General features: G+C 73.2%; 27 protein-coding genes and 2 pseudogenes. 8 read left to right on the forward strand and 21 right to left on the reverse strand.

Features of this window, described 5'->3' with window-relative positions:
- Positions 1-52: 52 nt before the first annotated feature.
- Positions 53-1135, forward strand: coding sequence for a Zn-dependent alcohol dehydrogenase (locus EAO70_RS23520; protein WP_148005316.1), 1083 nt, complete (start codon positions 53-55; stop codon positions 1133-1135).
- 116 nt (positions 1136-1251) lie between these two features.
- Here EAO70_RS23520 and EAO70_RS23525 read toward each other — a convergent pair whose 3' ends face one another.
- The 10 genes from EAO70_RS23525 to EAO70_RS23570 all read right to left on the reverse strand — a co-directional run bounded on the left by EAO70_RS23525 (position 1252) and on the right by EAO70_RS23570 (position 10200).
- Entirely contained in the window at positions 1252-2199 is a 948-nt protein-coding gene (locus EAO70_RS23525) for a PDR/VanB family oxidoreductase (RefSeq protein ID WP_148004779.1), read from the reverse strand.
- A gap of 2 nt (positions 2200-2201) precedes the next feature.
- The gene (locus EAO70_RS23530) at positions 2202-3653 is read right to left on the reverse strand and encodes a purine-cytosine permease family protein (protein WP_148004780.1); all 1452 of its coding nucleotides are present in this window, start codon (positions 3651-3653) and stop codon (positions 2202-2204) included.
- Positions 3650-4018 (reverse strand): Rieske (2Fe-2S) protein, encoded by a 369-nt coding sequence (locus EAO70_RS23535; protein WP_148004781.1) that lies wholly within the window; start codon positions 4016-4018, stop codon positions 3650-3652. Before EAO70_RS23535 ends, EAO70_RS23530 begins: the two co-directional genes overlap by 4 nt.
- On the reverse strand, positions 4015-4896 hold the full coding sequence (locus EAO70_RS23540) for an iron-containing redox enzyme family protein (protein ID WP_148004782.1): 882 nt from the start codon (positions 4894-4896) through the stop codon (positions 4015-4017). Before EAO70_RS23540 ends, EAO70_RS23535 begins: the two co-directional genes overlap by 4 nt.
- Positions 4893-5699: a dihydrodipicolinate synthase family protein gene (locus EAO70_RS23545; protein ID WP_148004783.1), complete on the reverse strand. Its 807-nt coding sequence runs from the start codon at positions 5697-5699 to the stop codon at positions 4893-4895. The genes EAO70_RS23540 and EAO70_RS23545 overlap by 4 nt, the downstream gene beginning before the upstream one ends.
- A 25-nt stretch (positions 5700-5724) precedes the next feature.
- Positions 5725-6270, reverse strand: coding sequence for a DUF6190 family protein (locus tag EAO70_RS23550; protein WP_148004784.1), 546 nt, complete (start codon positions 6268-6270; stop codon positions 5725-5727).
- Complete coding sequence (locus tag EAO70_RS23555; protein WP_148004785.1) at positions 6260-7438, reverse strand: aminotransferase class I/II-fold pyridoxal phosphate-dependent enzyme; 1179 nt, start codon at positions 7436-7438, stop codon at positions 6260-6262. The genes EAO70_RS23550 and EAO70_RS23555 overlap by 11 nt, the downstream gene beginning before the upstream one ends.
- Positions 7439-7658: 220 nt before the next feature.
- A complete protein-coding gene (locus EAO70_RS23560) occupies positions 7659-8360 on the reverse strand; it encodes a DsbA family protein (RefSeq protein WP_148004786.1) in 702 nt (233 codons plus the stop codon).
- 26 nt (positions 8361-8386) lie between these two features.
- The gene (locus EAO70_RS23565; RefSeq protein ID WP_148004787.1) at positions 8387-9190 is read right to left on the reverse strand and encodes an MBL fold metallo-hydrolase; all 804 of its coding nucleotides are present in this window, start codon (positions 9188-9190) and stop codon (positions 8387-8389) included.
- 71 nt (positions 9191-9261) lie between these two features.
- Positions 9262-10200, reverse strand: a complete 939-nt coding sequence (locus EAO70_RS23570; protein ID WP_148004788.1) for a DMT family transporter — start codon at positions 10198-10200, stop codon at positions 9262-9264.
- Positions 10201-10323: 123 nt separating this feature from the next.
- On the opposite strand from EAO70_RS23570, the gene EAO70_RS23575 reads away from it, so the two are divergent.
- Positions 10324-10986 carry a TetR/AcrR family transcriptional regulator gene (locus EAO70_RS23575; RefSeq protein WP_148004789.1) on the forward strand — a complete coding sequence of 221 codons (663 nt, stop codon included), beginning with the start codon at positions 10324-10326 and terminating at the stop codon, positions 10984-10986.
- A 120-nt stretch (positions 10987-11106) separates the two neighbouring features.
- Here the strand turns inward: EAO70_RS23575 and EAO70_RS23580 are convergent, their stop codons facing one another.
- The 4 genes and pseudogenes from EAO70_RS23580 to EAO70_RS23595 form a co-directional block, all read right to left on the reverse strand.
- Positions 11107-11781, reverse strand: coding sequence for a TetR family transcriptional regulator (locus EAO70_RS23580; protein WP_148004790.1), 675 nt, complete (start codon positions 11779-11781; stop codon positions 11107-11109).
- A 214-nt stretch (positions 11782-11995) separates the two neighbouring features.
- Positions 11996-12910 carry a DMT family transporter gene (locus EAO70_RS23585; RefSeq protein WP_148004791.1) on the reverse strand — a complete coding sequence of 305 codons (915 nt, stop codon included), beginning with the start codon at positions 12908-12910 and terminating at the stop codon, positions 11996-11998.
- 61 nt (positions 12911-12971) lie between these two features.
- Positions 12972-13667 (reverse strand): ArsR/SmtB family transcription factor, encoded by a 696-nt coding sequence (locus EAO70_RS23590; RefSeq protein ID WP_148004792.1) that lies wholly within the window; start codon positions 13665-13667, stop codon positions 12972-12974.
- Between the two features lie 147 nt (positions 13668-13814).
- A pseudogene (locus EAO70_RS23595) lies at positions 13815-14477 on the reverse strand (TetR/AcrR family transcriptional regulator); the annotation flags it as partial.
- Positions 14478-14548: 71 nt separating this feature from the next.
- Between EAO70_RS23595 and EAO70_RS23600 the strand changes: the two are divergent.
- From EAO70_RS23600 to EAO70_RS23610, 3 genes are all read left to right on the forward strand, one after another.
- A complete protein-coding gene (locus EAO70_RS23600; protein WP_148004793.1) occupies positions 14549-15700 on the forward strand; it encodes an acyl-CoA dehydrogenase family protein in 1152 nt (383 codons plus the stop codon).
- A gap of 77 nt (positions 15701-15777) precedes the next feature.
- Positions 15778-16065 carry a YiaA/YiaB family inner membrane protein gene (locus tag EAO70_RS23605; protein ID WP_148004794.1) on the forward strand — a complete coding sequence of 96 codons (288 nt, stop codon included), beginning with the start codon at positions 15778-15780 and terminating at the stop codon, positions 16063-16065.
- 99 nt (positions 16066-16164) lie between these two features.
- Positions 16165-16791, forward strand: coding sequence for a TetR/AcrR family transcriptional regulator (locus tag EAO70_RS23610; RefSeq protein WP_148004795.1), 627 nt, complete (start codon positions 16165-16167; stop codon positions 16789-16791).
- Here the strand turns inward: EAO70_RS23610 and EAO70_RS23615 are convergent.
- Positions 16782-17243: a MaoC family dehydratase gene (locus EAO70_RS23615; RefSeq protein WP_148004796.1), complete on the reverse strand. Its 462-nt coding sequence runs from the start codon at positions 17241-17243 to the stop codon at positions 16782-16784. The two genes, EAO70_RS23610 and EAO70_RS23615, sit on opposite strands and share 10 nt — an antisense overlap.
- 124 nt (positions 17244-17367) lie before the next feature.
- On the opposite strand from EAO70_RS23615, the gene soxR reads away from it, so the two are divergent.
- A complete protein-coding gene (gene soxR, locus EAO70_RS23620) occupies positions 17368-17850 on the forward strand; it encodes a redox-sensitive transcriptional activator SoxR (protein ID WP_148004797.1) in 483 nt (160 codons plus the stop codon).
- Here soxR and EAO70_RS23625 read toward each other — a convergent pair.
- From EAO70_RS23625 to EAO70_RS23640, 4 genes and pseudogenes are all read right to left on the reverse strand, one after another.
- Entirely contained in the window at positions 17847-18584 is a 738-nt protein-coding gene (locus EAO70_RS23625; protein WP_148005317.1) for a 3-keto-5-aminohexanoate cleavage protein, read from the reverse strand. The two genes, soxR and EAO70_RS23625, sit on opposite strands and share 4 nt — an antisense overlap.
- A gap of 26 nt (positions 18585-18610) precedes the next feature.
- Positions 18611-19222 (reverse strand): hypothetical protein, encoded by a 612-nt coding sequence (locus EAO70_RS23630; RefSeq protein WP_148004798.1) that lies wholly within the window; start codon positions 19220-19222, stop codon positions 18611-18613.
- A 190-nt stretch (positions 19223-19412) separates the two neighbouring features.
- Positions 19413-20081: pseudogene (locus EAO70_RS23635) on the reverse strand (serine-threonine protein kinase); the annotation flags it as partial.
- Between the two features lie 131 nt (positions 20082-20212).
- Positions 20213-21463, reverse strand: coding sequence for an exo-beta-N-acetylmuramidase NamZ domain-containing protein (locus EAO70_RS23640; protein ID WP_148004799.1), 1251 nt, complete (start codon positions 21461-21463; stop codon positions 20213-20215).
- A 202-nt stretch (positions 21464-21665) separates the two neighbouring features.
- Between EAO70_RS23640 and EAO70_RS23645 the strand changes: the two genes are divergently transcribed.
- Together EAO70_RS23645 and EAO70_RS23650 are read left to right on the forward strand one after the other, a co-directional pair.
- Positions 21666-22442 carry an SDR family oxidoreductase gene (locus EAO70_RS23645; RefSeq protein ID WP_148004800.1) on the forward strand — a complete coding sequence of 259 codons (777 nt, stop codon included), beginning with the start codon at positions 21666-21668 and terminating at the stop codon, positions 22440-22442.
- 106 nt (positions 22443-22548) lie between these two features.
- Positions 22549-23142, forward strand: a complete 594-nt coding sequence (locus tag EAO70_RS23650; RefSeq protein WP_148004801.1) for a TetR/AcrR family transcriptional regulator — start codon at positions 22549-22551, stop codon at positions 23140-23142.
- A gap of 38 nt (positions 23143-23180) precedes the next feature.
- Here EAO70_RS23650 and EAO70_RS23655 read toward each other — a convergent pair whose 3' ends face one another.
- Together EAO70_RS23655 and EAO70_RS23660 are read right to left on the reverse strand one after the other, a co-directional pair.
- Complete coding sequence (locus EAO70_RS23655) at positions 23181-24395, reverse strand: acyl-CoA dehydrogenase family protein (protein ID WP_148004802.1); 1215 nt, start codon at positions 24393-24395, stop codon at positions 23181-23183.
- Positions 24396-24401: 6 nt separating this feature from the next.
- Complete coding sequence (locus tag EAO70_RS23660) at positions 24402-25424, reverse strand: phosphotransferase family protein (RefSeq protein WP_148004803.1); 1023 nt, start codon at positions 25422-25424, stop codon at positions 24402-24404.
- Positions 25425-25601: the final 177 nt, after the last annotated feature.

Consider the following 25601-nt stretch of genomic DNA (forward strand, 5'->3'; position numbering starts at 1 on the left):
CCCCGACGCCCCGCCCCGTCCACGCGACTCCCGAGGAGCACCGCACGTGAGCCTGATCCGCGCCGCCGTCCTGCCCGCCGTGGGCGCCCCGCTGGAGATCACCGGCATCGAGCTCCCCGAGCCGGGTCCCGGACAGGTCCGGGTCCGGCTCGCGGCCGCCGGTGTCTGCCACTCCGACCTGTCGCTCTCCAACGGCACCATGCGGGTGCCGGTGCCCGCCGTCCTCGGCCACGAGGGCGCGGGCACCGTCGTCTCCGTCGGAGAGGACGTCACCCATGTCGCCCCCGGCGACCACGTCGTCCTCAACTGGGCGCCCTCCTGCGGCAGCTGCCACCCCTGCTCGCTCGGCGAGGTCTGGCTCTGCGCCGACGCGCTCACCGGCACCGCGAACCTCCACGCCCGTACGCGGGACGGGCGGGACCTCCACCCCGGCCTCAACGTCGCCGCGTTCGCCGAGGAGACCGTCGTCGCCGGGAACTGCGTGCTCCCCGCGCCCGAGGGCGTGCCGCTGACCGACGCCGCCCTCCTGGGCTGCGCCGTCCTCACCGGCTGGGGCGCGGTCCACCACTCCGCCCGGGTCCGCGCGGGGGAGACCGTCGCGGTGTTCGGCGTCGGCGGGGTCGGCCTCGCCACCCTCCAGGCCGCCCGGATCGCGGGCGCCTCGACGATCGTGGCCGTGGACGTCTCGCCGGAGAAGGAGGCGCTCGCCCGGGCGGCCGGGGCGACCGAGTACGTCGTCGCGTCGGAGACGACGGCGAAGGAGATCCGGAAGCTGACGGGGGGCCACGGCGTGGACGTGGCCGTCGAGTGCGTCGGACGGGCCGTCACCATCCGCACCGCCTGGGAGTCCACCCGGCGCGGCGGTCGCACCACGGTCGTCGGCATCGGCGGCAAGGACCAGCAGGTCGCCTTCAACGCCCTGGAGATCTTCCACTGGGGCCGCACCCTCGCGGGCTGTGTCTACGGCAACTCGAACCCGGCCGTCGACCTGCCCGTCCTCGCCGACCACATCCGGGCCGGCCGGTTCGACCTGGGCGCCCTCGTCACCGAGCGGATCACCCTGGACGGGATCCCGGGCGCCTTCGAGAACATGCTCGCGGGCAAGGGCGGCCGGGCCCTGGTGGTCTTCGCCTGACGCGACCCGTACGCGACCCGTACGTGACCCGTACGCGCGGAGGCCCGTACCGGCTCGACGGCCGGTACGGGCCTCCGCGCGTCGGCGCGGTACGGGGGGTGTCCGCGCGCGACGGGTCACAGGTCGAGGACGAGGCGGGCGCCGCGCGAGCGGCCCACGCAGATCATCATCGTGCTGCCCGAGGCCTTCTCGTCCTCGTCGAGGACGGAGTCGTGGTGCTCGGGCGTCCCGGCGATCACCTTCGTCTCACAGGTCCCGCAGAACCCCTCCTCGCAGGCGTACGGGACCCCGGGGACCACCGCGCGGACCGCGTCGAGCAGGGTGCGGCCGGGCGGTACGTGCACGGTCCGGCCGCTGCGCCGCAGCTCCACCTCGAAGCCGTCGCCGGTCCCGGGGTCCGCCCCGGGGGCGGCGGCCGGCGCCGCCCCGAACCGCTCGGTGTGCAGGGCGCCCGTCCAGCGCTCCCGCACGGCCCCCAGCAGCCCCTCCGGCCCGCAGCAGTACACGGCCGTCCCGGCGGTCAGCCCCGCGAGGACGCCGTCCAGGTCGGGCAGTCCCGCCGTGTCCTGCGGCACGAGCGTGACCCCGGGAAGCGCGGCCAGCTCCTCGCGGTACGCCATGGACGCCAGGCTCCGTCCGCCGTACAGCAGGGACCAGGACCCGGGCGGCAGCGAGCGCACCATCGGCAGCAGCGGGGTGATCCCGATGCCGCCCGCGACGAACAGGTACCGCTCGGCGGGCACCAGCGGGAAGCGGTTGAACGGGCCCCGCACCCCGAGGACCGTGCCCGCGCCGACGGTCGTGTGGAGCTCCTCCGACCCGCCCCGGCCGGCGGTCTCCCGCAGCACCCCGAGCCGGTACGTGCTCCGGTCCGCCGGGTCCCCGCAGAGCGAGTAGTGCCGGACGGCCCCGGACGGCAGCGTCACCTCCAGGTGGGCGCCGGGCTCCCAGGGGGCCAGCGCGGCCCCCGAGGGGTCGGCGAGGACCAGGCCCAGGACGCCCTCGGCCTCGGGGACGACCGACCGGACCGTGAGCCGGGCGGTGGTCGGGACAGTGGCGGACATCGTCACCTCGGGACTCGTGTCGGTGGCAGCAGCGGCTCGGGCCACACCCGGCACAGCGCCCCGTAGACCACGGCGGCGACCGTGAAGGAGGCCGGCAGGCTCAGGTCGACGCCACCCGTGAGATCGGTCAACGGCCCAATGTACAGGGGGTTGTTGACCCAGAGGATGCCGACGGCCGAACCCAGCGCGAAGGCCGCGGCGGCCCTCGGGTTGATCCCGCCGGTGTACCAGTACCGACCGCCCCCGCCCGTGGTGAACGTGCGCAGCGCCTCCGCGTCGTACCGGCCCCGGTGGACCACGTAGCCGACGGAGAGCACCGCCGCCCAGGGGGCGACGACGGTGAGCAGCAGCGTCACGAACGCCGACATCGCGTCCATGGCGTCGTACACCACCGCCCCCAGGTACAGGACGGCCGCCGCCAGGACCGCGACCACCGTGGTCACGGCGGCCCGCGAGGAGCGCCAGAACACGGAGTTGGCGGAGAGCCCGGCCGCGTACAGGCAGAGTCCGGCCTGCGGCAGGGTGCCGGCGAAGCCGAACACGACGACGGCGACCGCGAACCAGCCGGGCACCGCGTCCGTCAGGCCCTGGAGCCAGGGCTCGTCGGGGACGGGGAAGAGCGTCGTGACGTACGCGCCGGTGAGCAGCGCGGCCAGACTGCTGAGGAACATCGAGGTCCCGCTGGCCCGCACGACCCGGCCGGCGGGGGTGGAGGCGGGCATGTAGCGGGTGTAGTCGCCCTGGAAGGTGGCGTAGGACAGGGGCACGGTCGCGGAGGCGGTCGCCGCGAGCAGCCAGGTGTGCAGGGTGCTGTCGAGCGCGAGCGTCCCGCCGGCGTAGCCCGGGTCGAAGTCCGGGGCGAGGACCAGGACGGTGCCGAGGAGGACCGCGCCGCCGGTGATCGCGGTGACCTTGTACGTGCGGACGAGGGTCTCGTGGCCGCGTACGGCGACCAGGGCGACCGCCGCCGCCGTCACGAACATCGCGACGGTCAGCGCGCCGGGGCCGGTGGGGGTGGAGAGCAGGCGGTGGCCCGCGACCATGACGGCGGTGCCGCCCGTCCACACGGCGATGGCGAAGAAGCCGAGCGCCGTCACCACCGTGAGGACGTTGCCGACGACCCGGCCCCGCACCCCGAAGTGGGCGCCGCTCGACACGGGGTCGTTGGTGCCGGTGCGGACGCCGAAGCGGGCGAGCGGCGCCAGCAGTGCCGTGCCGACGGCGGCGCCGACGGCGATGGCGCTCGCCGAGGCCCACCAGCCGAGACCGAACACGACGGGCAGCGCGCCGAGGACGACCGTGCCGAAGGAGAACTGCGCGGAGGGCCAGATCCAGCCGAAGTCGCGCGGTGTCGAGGTCCGTTCGGCCTCGGGCACCGGCGCGATGCCGTCGTGGTCGACCGCCGCGCGGGGCGGCGTCGCGGTGGACGCCGCCCCGGTCGGTGTGGTGGTCACGAGGCGCCCCCGGAGGGGACCGCGCCGGGAGCGGAGGCCGCCGGGGCCTCGTCGTGGGCGGGGTCGCGCGGCTCGGGGACCGACAGGTCGCCCGGCAGCACGTCCACCACGCGGAGGGCGGCGCAGGCCGCCCCCGACAGCCGCTCCCCACTGCTCAGGTCGAAGGTGGTGTGGTGCAGGGGGCAGGTGATGCGCAGCCTGTTCCCGTCGACCCTGCCGTACTTGAGCCGGCCCCCGCGGTGGGGGCAGAGGGCGGCCGCGAGGACCTTGCGGCCGCCGACCTCGACGAGGACCAGGTCCTCGGTCACCTGGCGGACGGCGGGCTCGTCGTCGCCCCGCCGCCGCCCCGCGGGCACGGCCGTCATGCGGCCGTCTCCCGGGCTCGCGCCACCGCCGCCTCCGTGGCCGTGCCGACGATGTCGGAGGCCAGTCGCACGCCGGCCCAGATCTTCGCCAGGTCCGGCTCGTCGAGCGAACGGATCGCCGTCCGCATGTGGTTGCTGTGGTACGAGTCGATGTACAGGTGCTCGGTGTAGTAGGCGTCGTGGGTGATCCCGAGCCGCCGCGCCGCCCGGGCGAAGCTCTGGAAGGCGTACAGCACGCTGGTCTCGAAGTAGGCGTACGCGCCCAGGAAGTACTGGGGCGAGGAGGCCCGGCTCGCCAGCCAGTGGAACATGTTGACGTAGGCGAAGCACTCCGGGACCGTCTCGTCGAGGTAGTCGTCGAGCCGGAGGCTCAGACCCAGCTCGGTGAGCAGGTCGCGGTAGAGCTGGGAGTGCGCCTTCTCCTCGTTGCCGCAGCCGAGTTCGTCGATGAGGACGCGGAAGACCGCCATGGCCGAGCGGTACGGCAGCCGGGGCACGACCGGGAGCAGCGACTCCGATTCGGTGAGGCCGTCGAGCGCGAACTGCCGGACCACGATCTTGAACTGGTCGAGCGTCGCGTGTTCGGCGAGGAAGGTCGCGCTCTCCGGGAGGGCGGCCTCCTCCTCGGCGAGGAACTCCTTGAGCGCCTGAAGGAGTTCGGCGGGCGAGGAGAAGCGGGGCGCGGAGGCCTCGTACGCCCGTGCCTTGGGCAGGATCCAGCGTTCCTCGATCGCGGTCATCGACCCGTAGTCGCCGAGGTTGGGGACCCGCCGGTAGAGACCGTGCAGCTCGCGCTGGGCGGTCGCGGCCGGGGCCGTGATCGAGTGGGCGGCCACCGGGACGTCGGCCGGGGAGGGAGCGGCGGGGGTGGTGCTCATGCCGCCTTCGCCTCCTCGTGCACGGTGGGGGAGGCGATCACGCCACGCTGGTGGAGCTCCTTCTTGACCCAGCGGTACCAGTCGTCCTTGAAGACGCCGTACCGCTCGCAGACGGTGTTGATCTCCGCCTGCCGGTCGGGGGTCGGGTCGACCAGCATCGCGTTGCAGAGGGAGGGTTCGAGGTTGGCCAGCGGGCCGATGAAGCCGTCGATGCCGCGGGCGTCGAGGAGGAGGTTCTCCCAGCCCTCGAAGACCGGGATGCCGGTGCCGGCCTCGGCCATGTTCCGGGTGAAGGCGGCGTCGCCGCTGGACTCCTTGATGCCGACGATCCCCGGTATCTCCTTGCAGATCCGGATCAGGGTGTCGAACTCGATGCGGTTGCCCGAGAGCGCCTCCTCGTTGTAGAGGAAGATCGGGATGTCGAGGGCCGCGCGGATCGCCTTGTAGTGCTCGACGATCCCGTCCTGCGTCACGTCGGCGCCGAACGGCGTGGTGACGACGACGGCGTCGGCGCCGATCGCGGCCGCCGCCTTGGCCCGCTCGATCACGGCGTCGGTGTCGGGGAGCTGGATGCCGGCCAGGACGGGCAGACCGCCCGCGTGCCGCACGGTGTACGTGACGATGTCCTGCCACTGCCGTGCGTCGAGCTTCCAGCCCTCGCCGGAGGTCAGGGCCGGCATGAAGCCGCTGACCTCGGTGCGGATGTGGTCCAGGAGGCGGACGACGCTCGCCTCGTCGACGACGCCGTGCTCGTCGAGGGGGGTGATCAGCGGGACGACGGTCCCGGAGTAGGTGCCAGGCATGAGAAGGGTGCCCTTCGGAACGACTTCAGAGGGTTTCGGAGACGACCTTCAGGACCAGCGACCGCTGGTAGAGGTCTTCCAGGTACGCCGGGAACGAGGGCTCCTCGCCGGGGGCGGGAGCGTCGGCCGGATCGAGCGGGACCAGGGGGGCGACGGGGAGTGCGGCCGCCGCGCGGACGAGCCGGGGGCTCGCCGTGTGGAGCACGCCGCCGCGGCCGATGACCTGGGAGAGCAGGAGGCGTTCGTGGGCGGGGAGGCCGTCGAGGGCGGGCTCGTCGAAGGCCCGGCGGACGTCGTCCTCGGTGTAGGGGATCCGGTCGATGGCCAGGTCCGTGTGGAGGACGTCCATGAACGGGTAGTACTCGTCCTGCAGTCCCCGCTCGTAGCCCCACACGAGGTCGTCGCAGCGGCCGACCTGCTCCCAGCTCATGACGACCCCGCCCGCCTCCCCGGCGGCCAGCCGGCCGGCGAAGAAGGCCTTGGCGGCCACGCGGACCGCGTCGTCCTTGCTGTGCATGCCCATGAACGTCGTGGCGTCGATGAACACGGCCGGTCCGAGGTCAGCCGGCATAGCGCTCGAGCACCTTCCGCATCCGCTCCATCGCGCCGGCGAACAGCTCGGGCTCGCGGGCCAGGGCCAGGCGTACGAAGCGCTCGCCCTTCTCCTTGGTGTTCCAGTAGAAGAAGGTGCCCGGCAGGACGTACACCTCCTCGTCGAAGAGGACGGCCTGGAGCTGGGTGGCGGTCAGGTGCTCGGGCTTGATGCGGAACCAGGCGACGCTGGTGCCGACGACCGGCTCCTGGAACTCCAGGATCGTGCCGTGGAGGGCCTGGCGGGCGGCCTCGCCGTTGGTGCGGATGATGTCGCGGACGGAGGCGAAGCCGTCGGTGATGGAGTCCTCGACGTACTGCGTGACCATGTTGAGGACGAACGGCGAGACGTTCAGCAGGACGCTGGTGTGGAGGTTGTAGACCTCCTCCTGGATGTTCTCGCTGGCCGTGATCATGGCGCACTTGGCGTCCTGGATCGGCCAGGTCTTGCCGGTGTCCTCCATGACCATGTACGTCACGCCGGACTCCTCCAGGAGCCGGTAGATGTCCACCCGGCCGATGCCCTCGTCGCAGAGTGCGAAGGAGGCGAAGCAGAAGTCCATGACCAGGACCTTGTCGTGGTCCACGCAGTAGCGCACGACCTCGCGGAAGCCCTCCAGCTTCTCGGCGAGCAGGGTGAACCCGGTCGGGTTGTTCGGGTCGACGAGGTAGATCGCGTCCGCGGTGATCTCGTCGGTGAGCCGCTCGTAGATGGAGTCCTTGTCGTGCAGCGCCGACTCGGCGAACGGGGCGATCGGCACCTGCATGTTGCGCAGCAGGTCGACCAGGTTGTCGAAGCAGGGCTCGACGAGCTGCACCGACATGCCGCGCTGCTTGAGGAACATGCCGGCGACCATCGTCGACACGCTCGCGGAGTACGAGAGGAGGGTGCGGCCCATCGCCCGGGCGGTGGGCTGCTGGTGCAGCCGGAAGAAGGCGTCCAGGAACTGCTTCTCGAAGTGCGCCTGCTGCTTCGACTCGGACTCGTGCCAGAGCTCGGGGAGCCGCGAGACGATCCGCTCCTGGGAGGTGGACTGCCGCTGGTGGGTGTGCGCGTCGGCCAGGTTGAACCGGGTCTTCAGGGCTTCGATCTCGTGCTGGGTGAGGTCGACGAACGTGCTGACGTCTGCCTTGTCGGTCAACGACATGAAGAACTCCCGCTGTCGAAACGAATCTCCGTCCGGAATTCCGGCGGCGTGAATGACTGTAGGAGCTTCGAGCGGCCTTGCGAATAACGGCCGGGTCACGCAATTAATAATCACCGCGATGTTCTGCGGGCCGAAAAAAGGAACGACGGGCAGGCATTCCTCGAAAAGGAATGCCTGCCCGTCGTTCCGGTGATGCGCCGCCTTTTCGGCGGTGTTTCAACTATTCAGTGGCGGCCTTCAGGAGGATGTCCTCGAACACCTTCGGGTCGTCGGAGCCGATGACCGGCCAGCCGATGCCGTAGGCGCCCTCCCAGTCCACCTCGATGCCGGGGTTGGCGTGGTCGGAGCCGTCGGGCAGGAACAGGTGGGGGCTGCAGTTCACCCGGTCGCTCTGGGCGAGCGCCGACTGGTCGGCGAGGGTCCGGCGCGCCCGGCCGTCGTCCAGGGCCTCGGCGAGGGCCCCGACGTCGACGGCGCCGGTCTCGGCGGCCACGTCCAGGATCACCTTGCGGTGGCTGATGCAGCGCGACTCGGCCCAGAAGGCCCGGCGCAGCCCGAGGTCCAGCTGCTCGGAGGCGCGCAGGTTCTGCTCCTTGGCGGCCTGCACCGCCTCCAGGGCGGGCAGGGTCGTCGACGGGTAGAGCCAGTCCTTGGCCTGCCACAGCTGCCAGCCGGCGGCCGGCTCCAGGCTGGCCATTCGGGCGACCTCGCTGTCCGTGCCGGGGCGCGGGCTCGGGGCGTCGTTGAGCAGTTCGAGGGGGAAGGCGCGCAGGTCGAAGGCGACCTGCTCCTCGAGGCCGAGGCGGGCCCGGGTGGCGTGCAGCCGGTGGATCGCGATGTGCGCGAAGGAACACCAGATGTCGGAGAAGACGGTGACGACTCCGCGCGGCGGCGTCAGGTCGGCGGTGGTCGGGTCGAACATGGTTCTCCTCGGTTCGTGCGGGGATCTCAGGCGGCGGGCGGCGGTTCGACGGCGTCGAGCGCCGCCTCCAGGTCGAGGTCGGCGCCGGGCAGCCAGGCCGGCAGGGCGGGGATGCGGGCCATCGCCTCGAAGAGCCGCGGTACGGCGGCCTCGCGGACGGTCGGCCCGTGGGCGCTCAGCAGCTTCGCGGGGCGCAGGGCGGCCAGCTCGTGCACCGGGGCGAGGAACTTCGTCTCGTCGACCAGCGCGGTCCACGGGGCTATCGCCCGGTTGAGGACCTCGAAGCCGTGGAAGAATTCCGCCTCCGAGAGGTCGGTGAACTCCTGGCTTATTTCCTCGACGACGGTTCCGAAACTGTCGGAGCTGTAGAGCGTCCCATCGGAATGGTCGAACACGGCGAGGGTCCCGGGTGAATCGAAAGTGGGCGGCCGGTGAAAACTCAGCTCGCGGTCGCCGACTTTCACACGGCTTCCCGGGTTCGCGGTCACGACACGTTCCTGCGGAATGGTGAACTCTTCCGATATTCGCGTCACCGATATCGCGTTGGCGAGGACCTTCGCGTTCGGCGCCGCCTCCAGGATCCGGGCGAGGGCGCCGGTGTGGTCGCGGTCGTCGTGGGTGACGACGACCCAGCGCAGGTCGGCCGGCTCGATCAGCGACCAGAGGGAGTCCAGGAAGCCCTCCCGGTCCACGGGCATGCCGGTGTCCACCAGGATCGGCTCGCCGGAGCGGAGGAGGAAGGCGTTGACCGGCTGGTCGCCGAGGCCCGGTATGGGCAGGGCCGAGGGGAGGACGTGGAGGTCCGGCCCGGCGATGTAGGACGCTTTCATGGCACACCTTTCATGACGACCGGGCGGGCCGCGCTCCTCCGGGAGGGGGCCCGGGGGAGCGCGGACCCGGGTCAGACGAGCTGGATGGTCAGGGAGCCGGCGATCAGCAGGGCGAGGCCGACGGCGCGCGGCTTGGTGAGGGAGCGCTGCGGGAGCTTGAAGAGGCCCTTGTGGTCGATCAGGGCCGAGGTGAGCTGCTGCCCGGTGACGGTGAGGGCGATGGTCACGGCCGCGCCGATCTCGGGGATGAGCAGGAAGGTGCCGGTGACGTAGGCGGCGGCGCAGGCGCCACCGAGCCAGCCCCACCAGGGCATCTTCTTCAGCGGGGCGATCTTGGGCGCCGGGGTCTTGCGGGTCGCGTACAGCACGAGCAGGACGACGGCGATGGTGAAGGTCGCCACGGCGAAGCTGATCACGGCGACGGTGACGGGCTGCTGGAGCTGGGCGCGCAGCTGGGCGTTGACCGCGCCCTGCACGGGCAGCACGGCTCCGGCGACGATGCCGAGGGCGAGCCAGCCGGCCCGGCCGGCGCTCGACATCTTGGGGGCGCCGGGCGGGGCCGCGGCCTTCATGCCCCGGATGATCACGACGATGCCGGCGAGGACGGCCACGGCGCCGATGACGATCCCGGCGCTCAGGTCCTGCTTCTGGAGACCGAGCAGGCCGAAGAGGTCGAGGGCGAGCGAGGCGAACATCTGGCCGGTGACGAAGAGTCCGACGGCCGCGAGGGCGCCGAGCCGTGGGAAGAGCAGGATGCCGCTGGTGATGTAGAGCGGACTGGCGAGTCCGCCGAGCAGCTGCCAGGGCTCGACGTCGGGCAGTTTGCCGAGCGCGCCGAGCGCTCCGGCCGCCACCGCGAGCACGGTCAGCAGACCGGTCGCGACGCCGAGCTGGATGGTCGAGGCGCCGTACGGGGTGCCGACGGCCGAGTTGAGCTGGAGGTTCACCGAGGCCTGGACGGCCAGGAGGCAGCCGACCAGCAGGGCCGCGGCGAGGAGCGCGGTGTGCATCTGGATCTCCCTGGGGCGGGGATGGCGAGCGGGTAAGTGGACACTGAGTCCGTTTAGCATGCCACGGGACACACCAAGCGGACAAGGTGTCCACTTAGCTCCGGGGGAAGTAAGGTCTGACTCATGAGCGACGACGAGCAGCGGGGACGTGGAGCCGCCTCCGTGCACCGGGTCGGCGGGCTCCTCGGTGATCTCCAGGCCGTGGACGACCAGCCGGTCGCCCCGCGCAGACGCGCGGACGCCGAACGCAACCGCGCCCAGATCCTGGCCGCGGCCGAGCAGCTCTTCGCCGAGCAGGATCCGCGGACGGTCACCATGGACCGGATCGCCAAGGCCGCCGGGGTCGGCCGGGCCACGCTCTACCGGAGCTTCCCCGACCCCTCGTCGGTCGCCGTCGCCCTGCTCGACGAGCACGAGCGCCGGCTCCAGGGGCAGCTCATCTACGGTCCGCCGCCGCTCGGCCCGGGCGCTCCCGCGGGGGAGCGGCTCGCGGCGTTCTACCTCGCGATGCTCGACCTCCTGGAGCGGCACCTGCCGCTGGCCCTCGGCGCGGAGACCGGGCCCGCGCGCTTCCGTACGGGCGCCTACGGCTTCTGGCGCGTGCACGTCCGCACGCTGCTCGTCGACCACGGGATCCAGGACCCGGACCCGCTGATCGACATCGCGCTCAGCCCGCTGTCACCCGAGCTCTTCCAGTTCCAGCGGCACGAACTCGGCCTGTCGGCCGAACGCGTCGGCCGCTCCCTCGCGGACTTCGCCCGGCAGCTGCTGCGCTCGGGGGAATGAGGCGGGACGGCGCGCCGGGCGGCTCGATATCGGCGGGGGTTCGTATACGTTCCGCCCCGCGGGCGCGCGAACCACGCGGGCCCGGCGCCGCGGGCGGATGGTGCTGCTTTCCCGGTACGGCTAACCGCCGGGCCGTCGGCCGGCCGGATGGACCAGGCCGGGGAGGATCAACTTCCAGATGCGGTCGAGGCGTTGCTCGGCGGGGCCGTGCAGCGCGGCGCTGTCCGCGCCCCTCGGGTCCTCGGTGGGCCAACACTCGTCGGACGGGCCGTTCGGACAGCGCATCTCCAGCTCGACGCCGGTGATCACGTAGCCGATCAGTGCGGCGACCGCCGTCGCGTCCACGCCGGGGCGCAGGGCCTTCTCGGCCTCCGCGTAGCGTGCCAGGCGCGCCACCTCGCGCCGCCAGGGGCAGTCCCGGGATAACCCCGGGCCGGCTAACTGGAGTTCCCGCGCGAGCCGTTCACCCGCCCGCGCCGTCGGGTCGGTCTCGAAGAGCCGGATCAGCGCGTGCGTGGCGATGACCAGCTTGTCGATCGAGGTCCCGCCGACCCCCTCCGTGGACAGACAGGCCGACTCCACCGTGATCCCGGTGACCGCCCGGGCCCGCCCGTGGACGGCGGACGCGAGCTCCGCCTTGGTCGCGAAGTGGAAGACGAGCGCGCCGGTGGTGACCCGCGCCTCGCCGGCGATCCTGGCGAGCGACGCCCGCTCGTACCCCTGTCCGTCGAACACCTTCGCGGCCGCGGACAGGATCTCCTGTCTCGTACGTTCCGCCCTCTGCTGAATCGCCATGAGCTCCCCCGTCGGCTTCCGAGAAGGTGCCGGAGCGTTGTGTTCCGGCCCGCGCCTGTGACCGACTCGAAACTATCCGGCCGTGGGGCCGCGAAACGTACGCTCTCGCCGCAGGGGCCGGAATTGGGGCTTGACGCGCTCCTCCCGTCCAGGTCGCGGGCGCACACCCGGCGGCGGGGGTGCGTGAAGTGTCCGGAACCGAAGCCATGCCCTGTCAGGTGGATTCGGCCGTTCCGGCGCCGGCGGAGGTACGCGCCCGTGAGCGGGATACGGCCACCCCCGCCAGGCACAGCGCGCCGCCGGCGAGGGTGAGGAGCCCCGGCAGTTCGCCGAGCAGCAGCCAGGCCATCAGCACCACGAGGGCCGGTACGGCGTACGTCGTCGCGCCCATCCGTCCCGCGGTCGTCCGGGCCAGCGCGTAGGCCCACGTCGTGAACGCGAGCGCGGTCGGGAACACCCCCAGGTAGACCATGTTCAGGGTGGCCGACAGCGGCGCCCGGCCCACCTCGTCGACCAGCTGCCCGGCGAACGGCAGGCAGGCCGCCGCGCCCACCAGGCAGCCGAACGTCGTCACCTGGAGCGCGCTGCCGTGCGCGAGCGCCGGCTTCTGCGCCACGACCCCGCCCGCGTACGCCATCGCCGCGAGGAGGCAGAGGAGCACCCCGAGCGCCGAGGCGTGTGCGCCGGAGGAGTCGCGGGACATCGAGAGGCCCACGACCACCGCCCCGGCGAAGGACACCGCCATGCCGGCCAGCAGCCGCGGCGGCAGGGACTCCTGGAGGAACCGGGCGCCGAGCAGGGCGATCAGGAGCGGTCCGATGTTCACCACCATCGCCGCGGTGCCCGCGTCGACCTCCTGCTCGCCCCAGTTGAGCACCACCATGTACACCCCGAACCAGAGCAGTCCGGAGACCAGGATCCCGGGCCAGGCCGCCCGGGGCGGCAGCCCCTCCCCCCGCACCAGGAGGACGACCCCCAGCACGAGGCCGCCGGCGAGCAGCCGGCCGAGCGCCAGCGCGCCCGGGGAGTAGGCCTCTCCCGCGCTGCGGATGGAGACGAAGGCGGAGGCCCACAGGACGACCGTGACACCGGCGGCGGCGAGGGCGAGCCGCGAGGATTGCTTCTGCATGGCTCGACCGTAGAGCCCGGACCCTTCGGCGCTCACCGCAATATCGCCGGGCGGCCGCGGCTCACCGCAGCCCCTCCGGCGCGATGCCCAGGCACGCGTGCAGGGCGCGCTCGCCCCGAGCGGTCACCTTCACGGCCCGCTCCGAGCCGATCCGTTCGCACCACCCGGCGTCCAGCGCGTGCCGGCACAGCGCGGCTCCGGCGAGCCCCGCGAGGTGCGGCCTGCGCTCGGTCCGGTCGAGGCAGCCGCGCGCGACGGGCCGCCGGCCGCCGGGTACGAGGGGGACGCCCAGCTCGTCGAACCAGGCCAGGCCTCCGTCGGTGAGCGCGAACCCGGTGTCCTGGCGCAGCAGTCCGCGAGCCGTCATCGCCTCGGTGATCGTGATGCCGAGCCGCCCGGCGAGATGGTCGTAGCAGGTCCGGCCGCGGGCCATGGCCCGCCCGGCGCTCGCGGCGCCCAGGGAGCGGGGCGGCGGCGGCACCGCCGGCTCGGCGCGGACGGCCAGGTCCTCGACGAGGTGGGCGACGCCGGGGTCGGCGAGGCGCACGTACCGGTGGCGGCCCTGCCGTTCCTCGGTGAGCACCCCGCCGGCGACGAGCTTCCCGAGGTGCTCGCCGGCGGTGGACGGCGCCACGCCCGCGTGCCGGGCGAGTTCGCCCGAGGTCCAGGCCCGTCCGTCCAGCAGGGCGAGCAGGAACGCGGCGCGGGTCTCGTCCGCGAAGAGCGCCGCGAGCGCGGCGAGGTCACTGGCTGCCATGCGCCCAGCGTCCCGCACTCACGCTTCGGCGGCGGCCGAACCGTCCGGACGCCCGGAGGAACCGGCGGCGGACCGGGGGGTGGCCTCGGTGGCGGTCCGGGCGGCGGAACCGGGTGCGGTCCGGGCGGAGGAATCGGGTGCGGTCCGGGCGGCGGCCCCGGCGGCGGAGCCCCGCGCCAGGGCCTCGTACTGCAGCCGCAGCCCGTCGAGCAGCGCCCGCAGCCCCGTGGTGAACGCGCCCTCGTCGACCTTCTGGCGGTGCTCGGCGAGGCGGTGCGCCTGGCCGAGGTGGGGGTAGTCGGCCGGGTCGTACGCCGTCTCGTCGTCGACGAAGCCGCGTGCGAAGGAGCCGAGGGCGGAACCGGTCACGAAGTACCGCATCAGCGCGCCGATGGAGGTGGCCTGGGCGGGTGCCCAGCCCGCCCGGACCATCGCGCCGAAGACCGCGTCCGCGACGCGCAGCCCGGCCGGCCGGCGGCCCGGGCCCTGGGCGAGGACCGGGACGATGTGCGGGTGGTCGGCGAGGGCGGCGCGGTAGGAGACGGCCCAGTCGTGCAGCGCCGTCTGCCAGTCGCGGCCGTCGTCCTCCCCGAACATCGACAGGTCGATCTTCGCGCTCACCGCGTCGGCGACCGCGTCCAGGATCTCGTCCTTGGTCCGGAAGTGGTTGTAGAGCGAGGGTCCGCTCACCCCGAGTTCGGCAGCGAGCCGCCGGGTCGAGAGCGCGCCGAGGCCCTCCGCGTCCACGAGCGCGCCCGCCGTCTCGACGATGCGGTCTCGGCTGAGCAGGGGCTTGCGCGGTCGGGCCATGGCGCACATAGTAGGCCTGCACCATGAAAACTAGCAGTGGTAATTAAATGGTCGGGTGAGGTGGGCGCCGCATGAATCTGGAACTGAGCGAGGAGCAGGAAGCCGTACGGCGGCTCGCCGAGGACTTCGTCGCGCGCGAGGTAGCCCCGCACGCCGCCGCCTGGGACCGCGCCGAGGAGGTCGACCGGGCGATCGTGCGGAAGCTCGGGGCCCTCGGCTTCCTCGGGCTCACGATCCCGGAGGAGTACGGGGGGTCGGGCGGCGACCACCTCGCGTACTGCCTCGTGACCGAGGAACTCGGCCGCGGCGACTCCTCGGTGCGCGGCATCGTCTCCGTCTCCCTCGGCCTGGTCGCCAAGACCGTCGCCGCCTGGGGGAGCGAGGAGCAGAAGCGGCAGTGGCTGCCCCGGCTCGCCTCCGGCGAGGCCCTCGGCTGCTTCGGCCTCACCGAGCCCGGCACCGGCTCCGACGCCGGCAACCTCGCCACCCGGGCCGTCCGCGACGGCGACGACTATCTCGTCAGCGGCACCAAGATGTTCATCACCAACGGGACCTGGGCCGACGTCGTGCTGCTCTTCGCCCGCACCGGAGACACCCCCGGACACAGGGGCGTCTCCGCCTTCCTCGTCCCCACCGACGCCCCGGGCCTCACCCGTCGCGCCATCCACGGCAAACTCGGCCTGCGTGGCCAGGCCACCGCCGAACTCGTCCTGGAGGACGTCCGCGTCCCGGCCGCGGCGATGCTCGGCCCCGAGGGCAAGGGCTTCGCCGTCGCCATGTCCGCCCTCGCCAAGGGCCGGATGTCCGTCGCCGCCGGCTGCGTCGGCATCGCCCAGGCCGCCCTCGACGCGGCGATCCGGTACGCGGGGGAGCGCGAGCAGTTCGGCAAACCCATCGCCTCCTACCAGCTCGTGCAGGAGCTGATCAGCGACATCGCCGTCGACGTGGACGCCGCCCGGCTGCTCACCTGGCGGGTGGCCGACCTGATCGACCGCGGCCGGGACTTCGCGACCGCCGCCTCCCAGGCGAAGCTGTACGCCTCCGAGGCCGCCGTCCGCGCCGCGAACAACGCCCTCCAGGTCTTCGGCGGCTACGGCTACATCGACGAGTACCCGGTCGGGAAGCTCCTCAGGGACGCCCGCGTGATGACCCTGTACGAGGGCACCAGTCAGATCCAGAAGCTCATCATCGGGCGGGCGCTGACGGGGGTCTCCGCCTTCTGACCGGCGGGCCCTTCTGAGTACCCGGATGAGTACGCGGACGGATGTGGCGGCGGCCACATCCGGCCGATGCTGTGCCCATGAGTGACACACCGGTCAAGCAGCAGAACACCGCCGCCTACTACTTCCAGGCCGTCGCCTCCTTCTCCCTCGCCCTCGCGGCGGTGGCCATCGGCGTCTACCAGCTGGAGGCCAGCGCCTGGGTCCGCGCCTTCCTCGCCGTCGCCGTCCTCTACCTCACCACCTCGACCTTCACCCTCGCCAAGGTCGTCCGCGACCGCCAGGAGGCCGGGCAGATCGTCAGCCGGGTCGACCAGGCACGGCTGGAGAAGCTGCTCGCCGAGCACGACCCCTTCCAGAAGCTCTGACCGCTCTCCGGGCCCTGAGCTGCCGTTCTCCGACTCTAAGCGCTTGCTCACCCTCGTTGGTATGGTGGGCGTCCTGACGGGTCCGAGAGGGAGTGTGGGATGAGCGCGGCGGAGGAGACGCCCGGGGGCGAGGACACGCCCTGGGGCGAGGTCACGCCCGAGGCGGCCCGGCGACTGCTGGTGGCCGCCGTCGAGGCGTTCGCCGAGCGCGGCTACCACGCCACCACCACCCGGGACATCGCGGGCCGCGCCGGGATGAGCCCGGCCGCGCTCTACATCCACTACAAGACCAAGGAAGAGCTGCTCCACCGGATCAGCCGCATCGGCCACGACCGGGCCCTGACGATCCTCCGGGCCGCCGCCGCCGGTGAGGGCACGGCGGCCGAGCGCCTCGCCGACGCCGTGCGATCCTTCGTCCGCTGGCACGCCGAGCGCCACACCACCGCGCGGGTCGTCCAGTACGAGCTCGACGCCCTGGGGCCCGAGCACCGGGCCGAGATCGTGGAGCTGCGCCGCCACTCCGACGCGGCGGTCCGCGGCATCATCGACGAGGGCGTGGCCGCGGGCGAGTTCGACGTGCCGGACGTCGCCGGCACCACCGTCGCCGTGCTCTCGCTCTGCATCGACGTCTCGCGCTGGTTCAACGCCCGCGGCCGCCGCTCGCCCGACGAGGTCGGCGCGCTCTACGCCGACCTCGTCCTCAGGATGGTCGGCGCTCAGAAGTAGTAGCGGGAGACGGACTCGGCGACGCAGACCGGCTTCTCGGAGCCCTCCCGCTCCACCGTCACGGCCGCCGTCACCTGGACCCCGCCGCCGGCCTCCTCGACCTTCGTCAGGACGGCCGTGGCGCGCAGGCGCGAGCCGACCGGCACGGGCGCGGGGAAACGCACCTTCTCCGTGCCGTAGTTGAGGCCCATCTTCATGCCCTCGACCCGCAGCACCTGCGGGACGAACAGCGGGAGCAGCGAGAGCGTCAGATAGCCGTGCGCGATGGTCGTGCCGAACGGGCCGGTGGCCGCGCGCTCCGGGTCCACGTGGATCCACTGGTGGTCCCCGGTCGCGTCCGCGAAGAGGTCGATCCGCTTCTGGTCGATCTCCACCCAGTCGCTGTGCCCCAGCTGCTCGCCGACTCCCGCGCGCAGCTCCTCGGCGGAGGTGAAGATCCTCGGCTCGGCCATGTTCCTGGTCCCTTCTGGTCCGGTATGCCCCACCCGGTGCGGCATACCCAACGGTCGGTATCTAAGCGCTTGCTCAGCATGTGGGGTGAGCGGTCCGCTGTCAACGGACCAGTAGGGTCGCGGGGTGCCGCAGATTCCAGAGAAGATCCACGAGCTCACCGTCGGCCAGCTCTCCGCCCGCAGCGGGGCGGCCGTCTCCGCCCTCCACTTCTACGAGGCGAAGGGGCTCATCAGCAGCCGCCGCACCACCGGCAACCAGCGCCGCTACGGCAGGGACGCCCTGCGCCGGGTCGCCTTCGTCCGCGCCGCGCAGCGCGTGGGCATCCCGCTGGCGACCATCCGCGACGCCCTCGCCCAGCTCCCGGAGGAGCGCACACCGACCAACGAGGACTGGGCCCGGCTGTCCGCGGCCTGGCGCACCGAACTGGACGAGCGCATCAAGCAGCTCGGCCGGCTCCGCGACCACCTGACGGACTGCATCGGCTGCGGCTGCCTCTCCCTGGAGACCTGCGTCCTGTCCAACCCCGACGACGCCTTCGGCGCGCAGATGGCGGGCTCCCGGCTCCTCCCCGTCCGCCGCCCCGCCTCGGAGGGGGAGGAGGGCTAACCCTCCTCCGCGTGCCCGGCCGCGTGGAACTCGATCCGGGCCGCGGTGACGAGGCCCGCGTTGGAGCGGGCCACCGTGCCGTCCGGCAGCAGCAGGGTGTCCTCCAGACCGATCCGGGCGCCCAGGCCGAGCCGCCCGGCGAGCCGCAGCACCGGCCAGGCACCGCGCCCCTCGCCGTGCAGCAGCACCGCGGCCCCGGTCGGCGGTACCGGCCCGGACAGCACGGAGCGGGCGGCCTGTTCCGCCTCCCCGCCGGCCGACGGGTACGGGACCTTCACCAGGATCCGCCGCACCCGGGGCGCGAGCGACGAGCGGGCGAAGAGCTCCGCCCCGTCCGTCCCCGCCCACAGCCCGGCCTCGACCCCGATCCCGCGCGCCAGGAGCGCCTCCGCCACCGCCTCGGCCCCCTGCTCGTGCCATTCGACCGACACCAGGTCGGGCAGCACCGTCCAGGACCGGATCCGCTCCACCCGGCGCCCCGCGTCGGGCTCGGCCGCCGCCGCGGTCGAGATCCGCACCCCGCCGCCCACCGCCGCCCGCACCGCGTCCAGGGCCGGCCCGAGCACCCGGGGCGAGAGCGACGTACTCCCGCACGGCGTCCGGGGATGCAGCCGCACCTCACCCGCGCCCGCCGCCACCGCCCGCGCGGCCGACTCCGCGAGCGACTCGGGCGACATCGGCACCCCGGCGTGGTCCCCCGGCCCCCGCGTCCCGTTCAGGCAGACCTGGAGCACCGGCGGTACCTCGGTCCGCCCCCGGCTCACGCCGCCGACGCGAGGGAGCGGCTCCGCTCCCCGCGAGCGCGGGCCAGCACCCCCGAGGTGAGCACCGCACGCGGCACGCCCACCCCGCAGTCCCCGCAGACCGGACCGAGCCAGGGTTCGTACGCATCACCGCCGGTCCACTCGATACGCGGCCCCGCGCACACCGGGCACCGCTCGCCCGGGTCGCCCTCCAGGGCGGTGATCAGCCGCCGCAGCACCTCGGGCAGCGGGTCCGAGGGGTGCACGGCCGGATCGCCGCACCGCACCACGCCGTTGCCGCCCCACACCCGCCGGTGCCAGTCGTCCAGGGCGCCGAGCCCACGCAGCCCCTCGTGCTTCTCGCGCCGCCGCCGGGCGGCGAACTCCTCCTCGTACGCGAGCCACACGGCCCGCGCCTCCTCCAGCTCGTCGAGCGCGGCGATCAGCCGCCCGGGGTCGAGCTCCCGGTCCTCGGGTCCGAACCTGTGCCGGCGGCACAAGTGGTCCCACGTCGCCCTGTGTCCGTACGGCGCGAACCGCTCCAGGCACTTGCGCAGCGAGTACCTGCGCAGCGCCGTGTCGCACCCCGGATCGCGCACCTGTCTCGCGAGACTCCGGAAACCGGCCATCTCCGCCACCTCCGTCGCTGGTCGTTCCGCGGTATCAGAGGGACGAACGAGCGCCCCGCGGTGTTCCATCGAAAATCGGATGGCAGCCATCAGCGGGGGTCCCGGGGCGCCGGAGTCGGGGCGGAACGGAGGGGTCCGGTGATGCCCACAACGGCTGCGGGCGGGCGCCCGGGATGCGCCCGCACCCCTCCTACCTGCCCGTTCGCGCGGCCGACACCACCACCCGGGCCAGCTCCGCACGGCAGATGTCGCCGTGGGAGCGGACCACGTCCGCCGTGTCGACGCTCACGCATCCCGAGGCCGGCACTCCCTCGCGCAGCACCGCGGCCAGCGGCCGTACGACCGTCCCCGGCACCGCCTGGACGCCGTCGTGCCCGATCGCCGCCCAGCGCGGGTCGCCCGACCCGAGCAGCCCCGCCGGGGCCAGCGAGGCGGAGTCCCCGGCGAGCCTGGACGCCAGCGGGTAGAACACCCCGAGCGCCGTGTCGTGCCGCGAGAAGCAGGCGACCACCGGCCCCCGGACCCGCTCCTGGAGATCCCGCAGCGCGCCCCCGCGCCCGGGGTCGTGCGGCAGCCGCGCCGCGAACGCGTAGTGCGAGAAGGCGCCTTGGAGGAGGGTCACGGAGGCGACCGGGCGGGCCCCCGGCGGCAGCCCCCGCAGCGCGTACGCGACGAGCCGCGCGCCCATGCTGTGGCCGACCAGGTGGATCCGGAGGCGCGGGGCGACGCGGGCGACCTGGCCGAGCAGCGGCCCGAGGCCGAACTCGCCGACGTGCCCGGCCCGCTGCTTCATCAGGTGGTACGTGGCCTGACGCAGGACCTCCCGGGCCCCCTTCCAGTACCGCGCGAGCCCCTCCCCCCCTGATCGACCGGGGTGCGGGCGGGGGACATCCCGTCCGCACCCCGGTCGATCAGGGGGGCAGCCCCACCCCGCCGGTCCCACGGGGGGCCGGCGCGACCGCGCCTCAGCGGTTCAGCCGGCGATACGCCTCAGCGGTACAGCAGGTACTCCCTCCGCACCGTGCGGAAGGCCGCCAGGTCCGCCTGCCACGCTCCGACGACCTCGTCGGTGTCCGCGCCCGCGTCGATCATCGTCCGCACCCGGGCCGAGCCGGTCAGCTTGTCGATCCACTGGTCCGCCCGCCAGGCGAAGCCGGGCCACGAGCCGCGGGCGGTGACCAGGAGCCCGATGCCGGTCCGCACCGGATCGAAGGACTCCCGGTCGTCGACGTGCAGCTGCACCCCGCCCACCGTCCTCCCCTGGAACTTGGAGAAGGTCGGCGCGAAGTAGGCCTCCCGGAGGCGGACTCCGGGCAGGCCGAGCGCGTTCGCGGCCTCCGCCCACCGGCGGTCGACTCCCTCCGCGCCGAGGAGCTCGAAGGGGCGGGTGGTGCCCCGCCCCTCGGAGAGGTTCGTCCCCTCGAAGAGGCAGGTGCCGGAGTAGACGAGGGCGGTCTCCGGGGTCGGCATGTTGGGGCTGGGCGGCACCCAGGGCAGCCCCGTCGCGTCGAAGAAGTCGCCGCGGCGCCACCCCGTCATCCGTACGGTCTCCAGGGCGACCGGCGCGGTGAGGAACTCGCCGTTGAACAGGCGGGCCAGCTCGGCCACCGTCATGCCGTGGGCCTGCGCGATCGGCTCGCGCCCGACGAAGGTCGCGAACGCCCGGTCCAGGACCGGACCGAGCGCCGCCCGCCCGGTGACCGGGTTCGGCCGGTCCAGGACCACGAACCGCTTTCCGGCGAGCGCGGCGGCCGCCATGCAGTCGTACAGCGTCCAGATGTACGTGTAGAAGCGGGCGCCGGCGTCCTGGATGTCGAAGACCACCGTGTCCACCCCGGAGGCGGTGAACACGTCCGCCAGCGGCCGGCCGCTCTTCAGATACGTGTCGTAGACGGGCAGCCCGGTCGCCGGGTCGTCGTACCGCCCCTCGGAGCCGCCCGCCTGCGCGGTGCCCCGGAAGCCGTGCTCCGGACCGAAGACCGCCACCAGGTCCACCCGCTCGTCGGCGTGCATCACGTCGACGACGTGCCGGGCGTCGCGGGTGACGCCGGTCGGGTTGGTGACGACGCCGACGCGTTCGCCGGCGAGGAGCGCGTACCCGCCGTCGGCGAGCCGGTCGAAGCCGGTCCGCACCCGCCCGTGCCCGTGCCCCCGCTCCGCCGCCGCGGCGCCGGGCGCGCCGGCCGCCACCGCCCCGAGGGCACCACCGGCGGCCAGCAGACTCCGTCGCGACAGGCCCATGCGAAACCTCCTCGATCGCCGTCCCCGGCCGGGGCGCGTGACATGGGCCCGCACGCTAGCGGTCCCGACCGCCCACGGGAACGAGGCGGGCGTCCGACACTCTTCCGTCTTTCCATACCGACTGGTTAGTCTGTCGACGTCTCCACAGGTGTTCGCAGGTGTTCGCAGGTCGTCACAGGTCGTCGAGCGGAGAGGTGGGTCCATGAGCGAGGGCACGAACCAGGTCCAGGGCGCCGGAGTCGTCGTCACGGGAGCGGGCGGCGGCATCGGCGCCGCCCTCGCGCGCCGGTTCGCCGCCGAAGGGGCCCGCGTCGTCGTCAACGACCTCGACCCCGCGCGCACCAAGGCCGTCGCCGAGGAGATCGGCGCCCTCGCCGTGCCCGGCGACGCGTCCGCCGTCGTCGAGGAGGCCCGCGAGGCCCTCGGCGGCACCGTCGACGTCTGGTGCGCCAACGCCGGCCTCTCCTCGCCCGGCGACGCCTTCGCCGAGGAGGACGTCTGGGCCGCCGCCTGGGACGTCAACGTCATGGCCCATGTCCGCGCGGCCCGCGCCCTCCTCCCGGACTGGCTGGAGCGCGGCAGCGGCCGCTTCGTCTCCACGGTCTCCGCCGCCGGACTGCTCACCATGATCGGAGCCGCGCCCTACAGCGTCTCCAAGCACGGCGCGTACGCCTTCGCCGAATGGCTCTCCCTCACCTACCGGCACCGCGGCCTGGCCGTCCACGCCATCTGCCCGCAGGGCGTCCGTACGGACATGCTCACGGCCGCCGGGACGGCCGGCGAACTCGTCCTCGCCCCCACCGCCATCGAGCCCGAGGACGTCGCCGACGCCCTCCTCGACGCGATCTCCGCCGACCGCTTCCTGGTGCTGCCGCACCCCGAGGTGGCCGGCTACTACCGCAACCGGGCCACCGATCCGGAACGCTGGCTCGGCACGATGAACCACGTCCAGCAGACCTGGGAGACGGGTACGCGCTGACCGGGCCCCGCCGGATGCGAAGATCTACCGGCGGGAACTCGTTCCCCTGACCGGAAACCATCATCGAGAACCACCCGAGAACGACCACCAGGGAAGGCGGCGGAGCATGGCCAGGACGACGGACGGGAGCGGCACCCCCGTCCCCCAGAGGCTCCTCGCCGCCGCCACCCGGCTCTTCGCCGAGCGGGGGTACGACCGCACCTCCGTCCAGGAGATCGTCGAGGCCGCCGGGGTCACCAAGGGTGCGCTCTACCACTACTTCGGCTCCAAGGAGGACCTCCTCCAGGAGGTCTACTCCCGGGTCCTGCGCCTCCAGCAGGAGCGCCTCGACGCCTTCGCGGACGCCGACGCGCCCGTCGAGGACCGGCTGCGCGGTGCCGCCGCCGACGTGGTCGTCACCACCATCGAGAACCTCGACGACGCCGCCATCTTCTTCCGCTCCATGCACCACCTCAGCCCGGAGAAGAACAAGCAGGTCAGGTCCGAGCGGCGCCGGTACCACGAGCGGTTCCGCGCCCTGATCGAGGAGGGGCAGCAGGCCGGGGTGTTCTCCGCCGGGACCCCCGCCGACCTGGTCGTCGACTACCACTTCGGCTCGGTGCACCACCTGTCCACCTGGTACCGCCCGGACGGCCCGCTCACCCCCGAGCAGGTCGCCGGCCACCTCGCCGACCTCCTGCTGCGGGCACTGCGTCCCTGACCGCACCCCGTCCCGGGGTGCGGTCGGCCGGGGCGGTCCTACAGGTACTTCTTCAGCTCCCGGCGCGCCAGCGACCGCTGGTGCACCTCGTCCGGCCCGTCCGCGAGCTTCAGCGTCCGCGCCGCGGCCCAGAGTTCGGCCAGCGGGAAGTCCTGGGAGACCCCGCCCGCCCCGTGCGCCTGCACGGCCTTGTCGATGATGTCGACCACCGCGCGCGGGGTCGCGATCTTGATGGCCTGGATCTCGGTGTGCGCGCCCCGGTTGCCGACGGTGTCCATGAGCCAGGCCGTCTTGAGGACGAGGAGCCGCAGCTGCTCGATCTGCACCCGGGCGTCCGCGATCCAGTTCTGGACGACGCCCTGCTGGGCGATCGCCTTGCCGAAGGCCGTTCGGGACACCGTCCGGCGGCACATCAGCTCGACCGCCCGCTCGGCCATGCCGATGAGCCGCATGCAGTGGTGGATGCGGCCGGGACCGAGCCGGGCCTGGGCGATGGCGAAGCCGCCGCCCTCCTCGCCGATGAGGTGTGAGGCGGGGACGCGGACGTCGTCGAAGAGCACCTCGGCGTGGCCGCCGTGGGAGTGGTCCTCGTAGCCGTAGACCTGCATCGCCCGCCGTACCTCGACACCGGGGGTGTCTCGGGGTACGAGGATCATCGACTGCTGGCGGCGGGGGTCGGCCCCGTCGGGGTCGGTCTTGCCCATCACGATGAAGATCCGGCAGTCGGGGTTCATGGCCCCGGAGATGTACCACTTGCGTCCGGTGACGACGTACGCGTCACCGTCCCGGCGGATCCGGGTCTCGATGTTCGTCGCGTCGGAGGAGGCGACCTCGGGCTCGGTCATCGCGAACGCCGAGCGGATCTCGCCGGCGAGCAGGGGCTCCAGCCACTGCTTCTTCTGCGCCTCGTCGCCGAACTGGGCCAGCAGCTCCATGTTCCCGGTGTCCGGGGCGGCACAGTTGAGGGCGGTCGGCGCGAGGTGCGGGCTGCGGCCGGTGATCTCCGCGAGCGGCGCGTACTGGAGGTTGGTCAGCCCCGCGCCGTACTCCGCGTCCGGCAGGAAGAGGTTCCAGAGGCCCTGCCGCCTGGCCTCCGCCTTCAGCTCCTCGACGATCGCCGGGGTGTCCCACGGTGAGGCGAGCCGGGCGCGCTGCTCCTCGGCGACGGCTTCGGCCGGGTAGACGTGCTCGTCCATGAAGGCGAGGAGCCGGGCCCGCAGTTCCTCGGTGCGGGCGTCGTACGCGAAGTCCATGGCGGATCAGCCTTCCTGAAGGGTGGTGAGGCCGTGCTCGATGAAGACGGGGACGAGTTCGCCGATGCGGTCGAAGCCCGCGCCGACGGTCTGGCCGAGCGTCCAGCGGTAGTGGATGCCCTCCAGGATCACGGCGAGCTTGAACCAGGCGAAGGCGGTGTACCAGGCGAGCGCGGCGGTGTCGCGGCCCGAGCGGGCGGCGTAGCGCTCGACCAGCTCGGCGGCGGACGGGTGCCCGGGGGCCGTGGCGGTGGTGGAGACGGGGGAATCGGGCAGGTCGAGCGGCGTGCTGTACATGATGAGCAGGCCGAGGTCGGTCAGCGGGTCGCCGAGCGTCGACATCTCCCAGTCGAGGACGGCCCTGATGCGGTCGTCGCCGCCGATCAGGACGTTGTCGAGCCGGTAGTCGCCGTGGATCACGGTCGGCTCGGGCGAGCCGGGGAGCGCGCGGCCGAGGGCGGCGTGCAGCTCGTCGATCCCGGGGAGCTCCCGCCCGCGCGAGGCGTCGAGCTGCTTGCCCCAGCGGCGCAGCTGCCGGTCGAGGAAGCCCTCGGGGCGCCCGAAGTCGGCGAGCCCGACGGCCGCCGGGTCCACGGCGTGCAGGGCGACCAGGGTGTCGGCCAGGCCGAGCACGGCGGCGCGGGTGCGCTCGGGGCCGAGGGGGGCCAGCTCCGCCGCCGAGCGGTACGGCGTCCCGTCGACGAACTCCATGACGTAGAAGGGCGCTCCGAGCACGGAGTCGTCCTCGCAGAGCAGCAGCGTCTCCGGCACGGGTACGTCCGTGGCGTGCAGCGCGCTGATGACGCGGTGCTCGCGCCGCATGTCGTGGGCGGTGGCGAGGACGTGGCCGAGGGGCGGCCGGCGGACCACCCAGCGGCCGGTGCCGTCGGTCACGACGTACGTGAGGTTCGACCGGCCGCCCTCGATGAGCCGGCCTTCGAGGGGGCCGGACACCAGGCCGGGGAGCTCCCGGTCGAGGAGGCGGCGCAGCCGCTCGGGGTCGAGGCCTGGTGGCGGGGCGGAACTCATCGATGCGTACCTCCGGATCGGCTGCGGTCGGCGTTCATGATGACCGACCAGTCGGTATGTCGTCCAGGGGGAGTCGTGAAACCGGGCCTCCTCGCGCCCGCGGAGGCGGACGCGGGCGCGGCCACGGCCGACGAGGCCGGGCCCGCCCGAGCCCGGGGCCGCCCGCGCGCACCGCCC

The sequence above is a fragment of the Streptomyces sp. adm13(2018) genome, assembly GCF_008042145.1.
GTDB lineage: Bacteria > Actinomycetota > Actinomycetes > Streptomycetales > Streptomycetaceae > Streptomyces.

Excerpts from the sequence above, each read along its gene's own strand:
- EAO70_RS23575 (WP_148004789.1), top strand. The coding sequence starts at position 10,324 with ATGAGCGACGACGAGCAGCGGGGACGTGGAGCCGCCTCCGTGCACCGG.
- EAO70_RS23560 (WP_148004786.1), bottom strand. The coding sequence starts at position 8,360 with ATGTTCGACCCGACCACCGCCGACCTGACGCCGCCGCGCGGAGTCGTC.
- EAO70_RS23525 (WP_148004779.1), bottom strand. The coding sequence starts at position 2,199 with ATGTCCGCCACTGTCCCGACCACCGCCCGGCTCACGGTCCGGTCGGTC.
- EAO70_RS23650 (WP_148004801.1), top strand. The coding sequence starts at position 22,549 with ATGGCCAGGACGACGGACGGGAGCGGCACCCCCGTCCCCCAGAGGCTC.
- EAO70_RS23660 (WP_148004803.1), bottom strand. The coding sequence starts at position 25,424 with ATGAGTTCCGCCCCGCCACCAGGCCTCGACCCCGAGCGGCTGCGCCGC.
- EAO70_RS23535 (WP_148004781.1), bottom strand. The coding sequence starts at position 4,018 with ATGACGGCCGTGCCCGCGGGGCGGCGGCGGGGCGACGACGAGCCCGCC.
- EAO70_RS23610 (WP_148004795.1), top strand. The coding sequence starts at position 16,165 with ATGAGCGCGGCGGAGGAGACGCCCGGGGGCGAGGACACGCCCTGGGGC.
- EAO70_RS23605 (WP_148004794.1), top strand. The coding sequence starts at position 15,778 with ATGAGTGACACACCGGTCAAGCAGCAGAACACCGCCGCCTACTACTTC.
- EAO70_RS23580 (WP_148004790.1), bottom strand. The coding sequence starts at position 11,781 with ATGGCGATTCAGCAGAGGGCGGAACGTACGAGACAGGAGATCCTGTCC.
- EAO70_RS23600 (WP_148004793.1), top strand. The coding sequence starts at position 14,549 with ATGAATCTGGAACTGAGCGAGGAGCAGGAAGCCGTACGGCGGCTCGCC.
- EAO70_RS23540 (WP_148004782.1), bottom strand. The coding sequence starts at position 4,896 with ATGAGCACCACCCCCGCCGCTCCCTCCCCGGCCGACGTCCCGGTGGCC.
- EAO70_RS23565 (WP_148004787.1), bottom strand. The coding sequence starts at position 9,190 with ATGAAAGCGTCCTACATCGCCGGGCCGGACCTCCACGTCCTCCCCTCG.
- EAO70_RS23590 (WP_148004792.1), bottom strand. The coding sequence starts at position 13,667 with ATGGCAGCCAGTGACCTCGCCGCGCTCGCGGCGCTCTTCGCGGACGAG.
- EAO70_RS23615 (WP_148004796.1), bottom strand. The coding sequence starts at position 17,243 with ATGGCCGAGCCGAGGATCTTCACCTCCGCCGAGGAGCTGCGCGCGGGA.
- EAO70_RS23570 (WP_148004788.1), bottom strand. The coding sequence starts at position 10,200 with ATGCACACCGCGCTCCTCGCCGCGGCCCTGCTGGTCGGCTGCCTCCTG.
- EAO70_RS23630 (WP_148004798.1), bottom strand. The coding sequence starts at position 19,222 with ATGGCCGGTTTCCGGAGTCTCGCGAGACAGGTGCGCGATCCGGGGTGC.
- EAO70_RS23640 (WP_148004799.1), bottom strand. The coding sequence starts at position 21,463 with ATGGGCCTGTCGCGACGGAGTCTGCTGGCCGCCGGTGGTGCCCTCGGG.
- EAO70_RS23545 (WP_148004783.1), bottom strand. The coding sequence starts at position 5,699 with ATGCCTGGCACCTACTCCGGGACCGTCGTCCCGCTGATCACCCCCCTC.
- EAO70_RS23655 (WP_148004802.1), bottom strand. The coding sequence starts at position 24,395 with ATGGACTTCGCGTACGACGCCCGCACCGAGGAACTGCGGGCCCGGCTC.
- EAO70_RS23585 (WP_148004791.1), bottom strand. The coding sequence starts at position 12,910 with ATGCAGAAGCAATCCTCGCGGCTCGCCCTCGCCGCCGCCGGTGTCACG.
- EAO70_RS23550 (WP_148004784.1), bottom strand. The coding sequence starts at position 6,270 with ATGCCGGCTGACCTCGGACCGGCCGTGTTCATCGACGCCACGACGTTC.
- EAO70_RS23645 (WP_148004800.1), top strand. The coding sequence starts at position 21,666 with ATGAGCGAGGGCACGAACCAGGTCCAGGGCGCCGGAGTCGTCGTCACG.
- EAO70_RS23555 (WP_148004785.1), bottom strand. The coding sequence starts at position 7,438 with ATGTCGTTGACCGACAAGGCAGACGTCAGCACGTTCGTCGACCTCACC.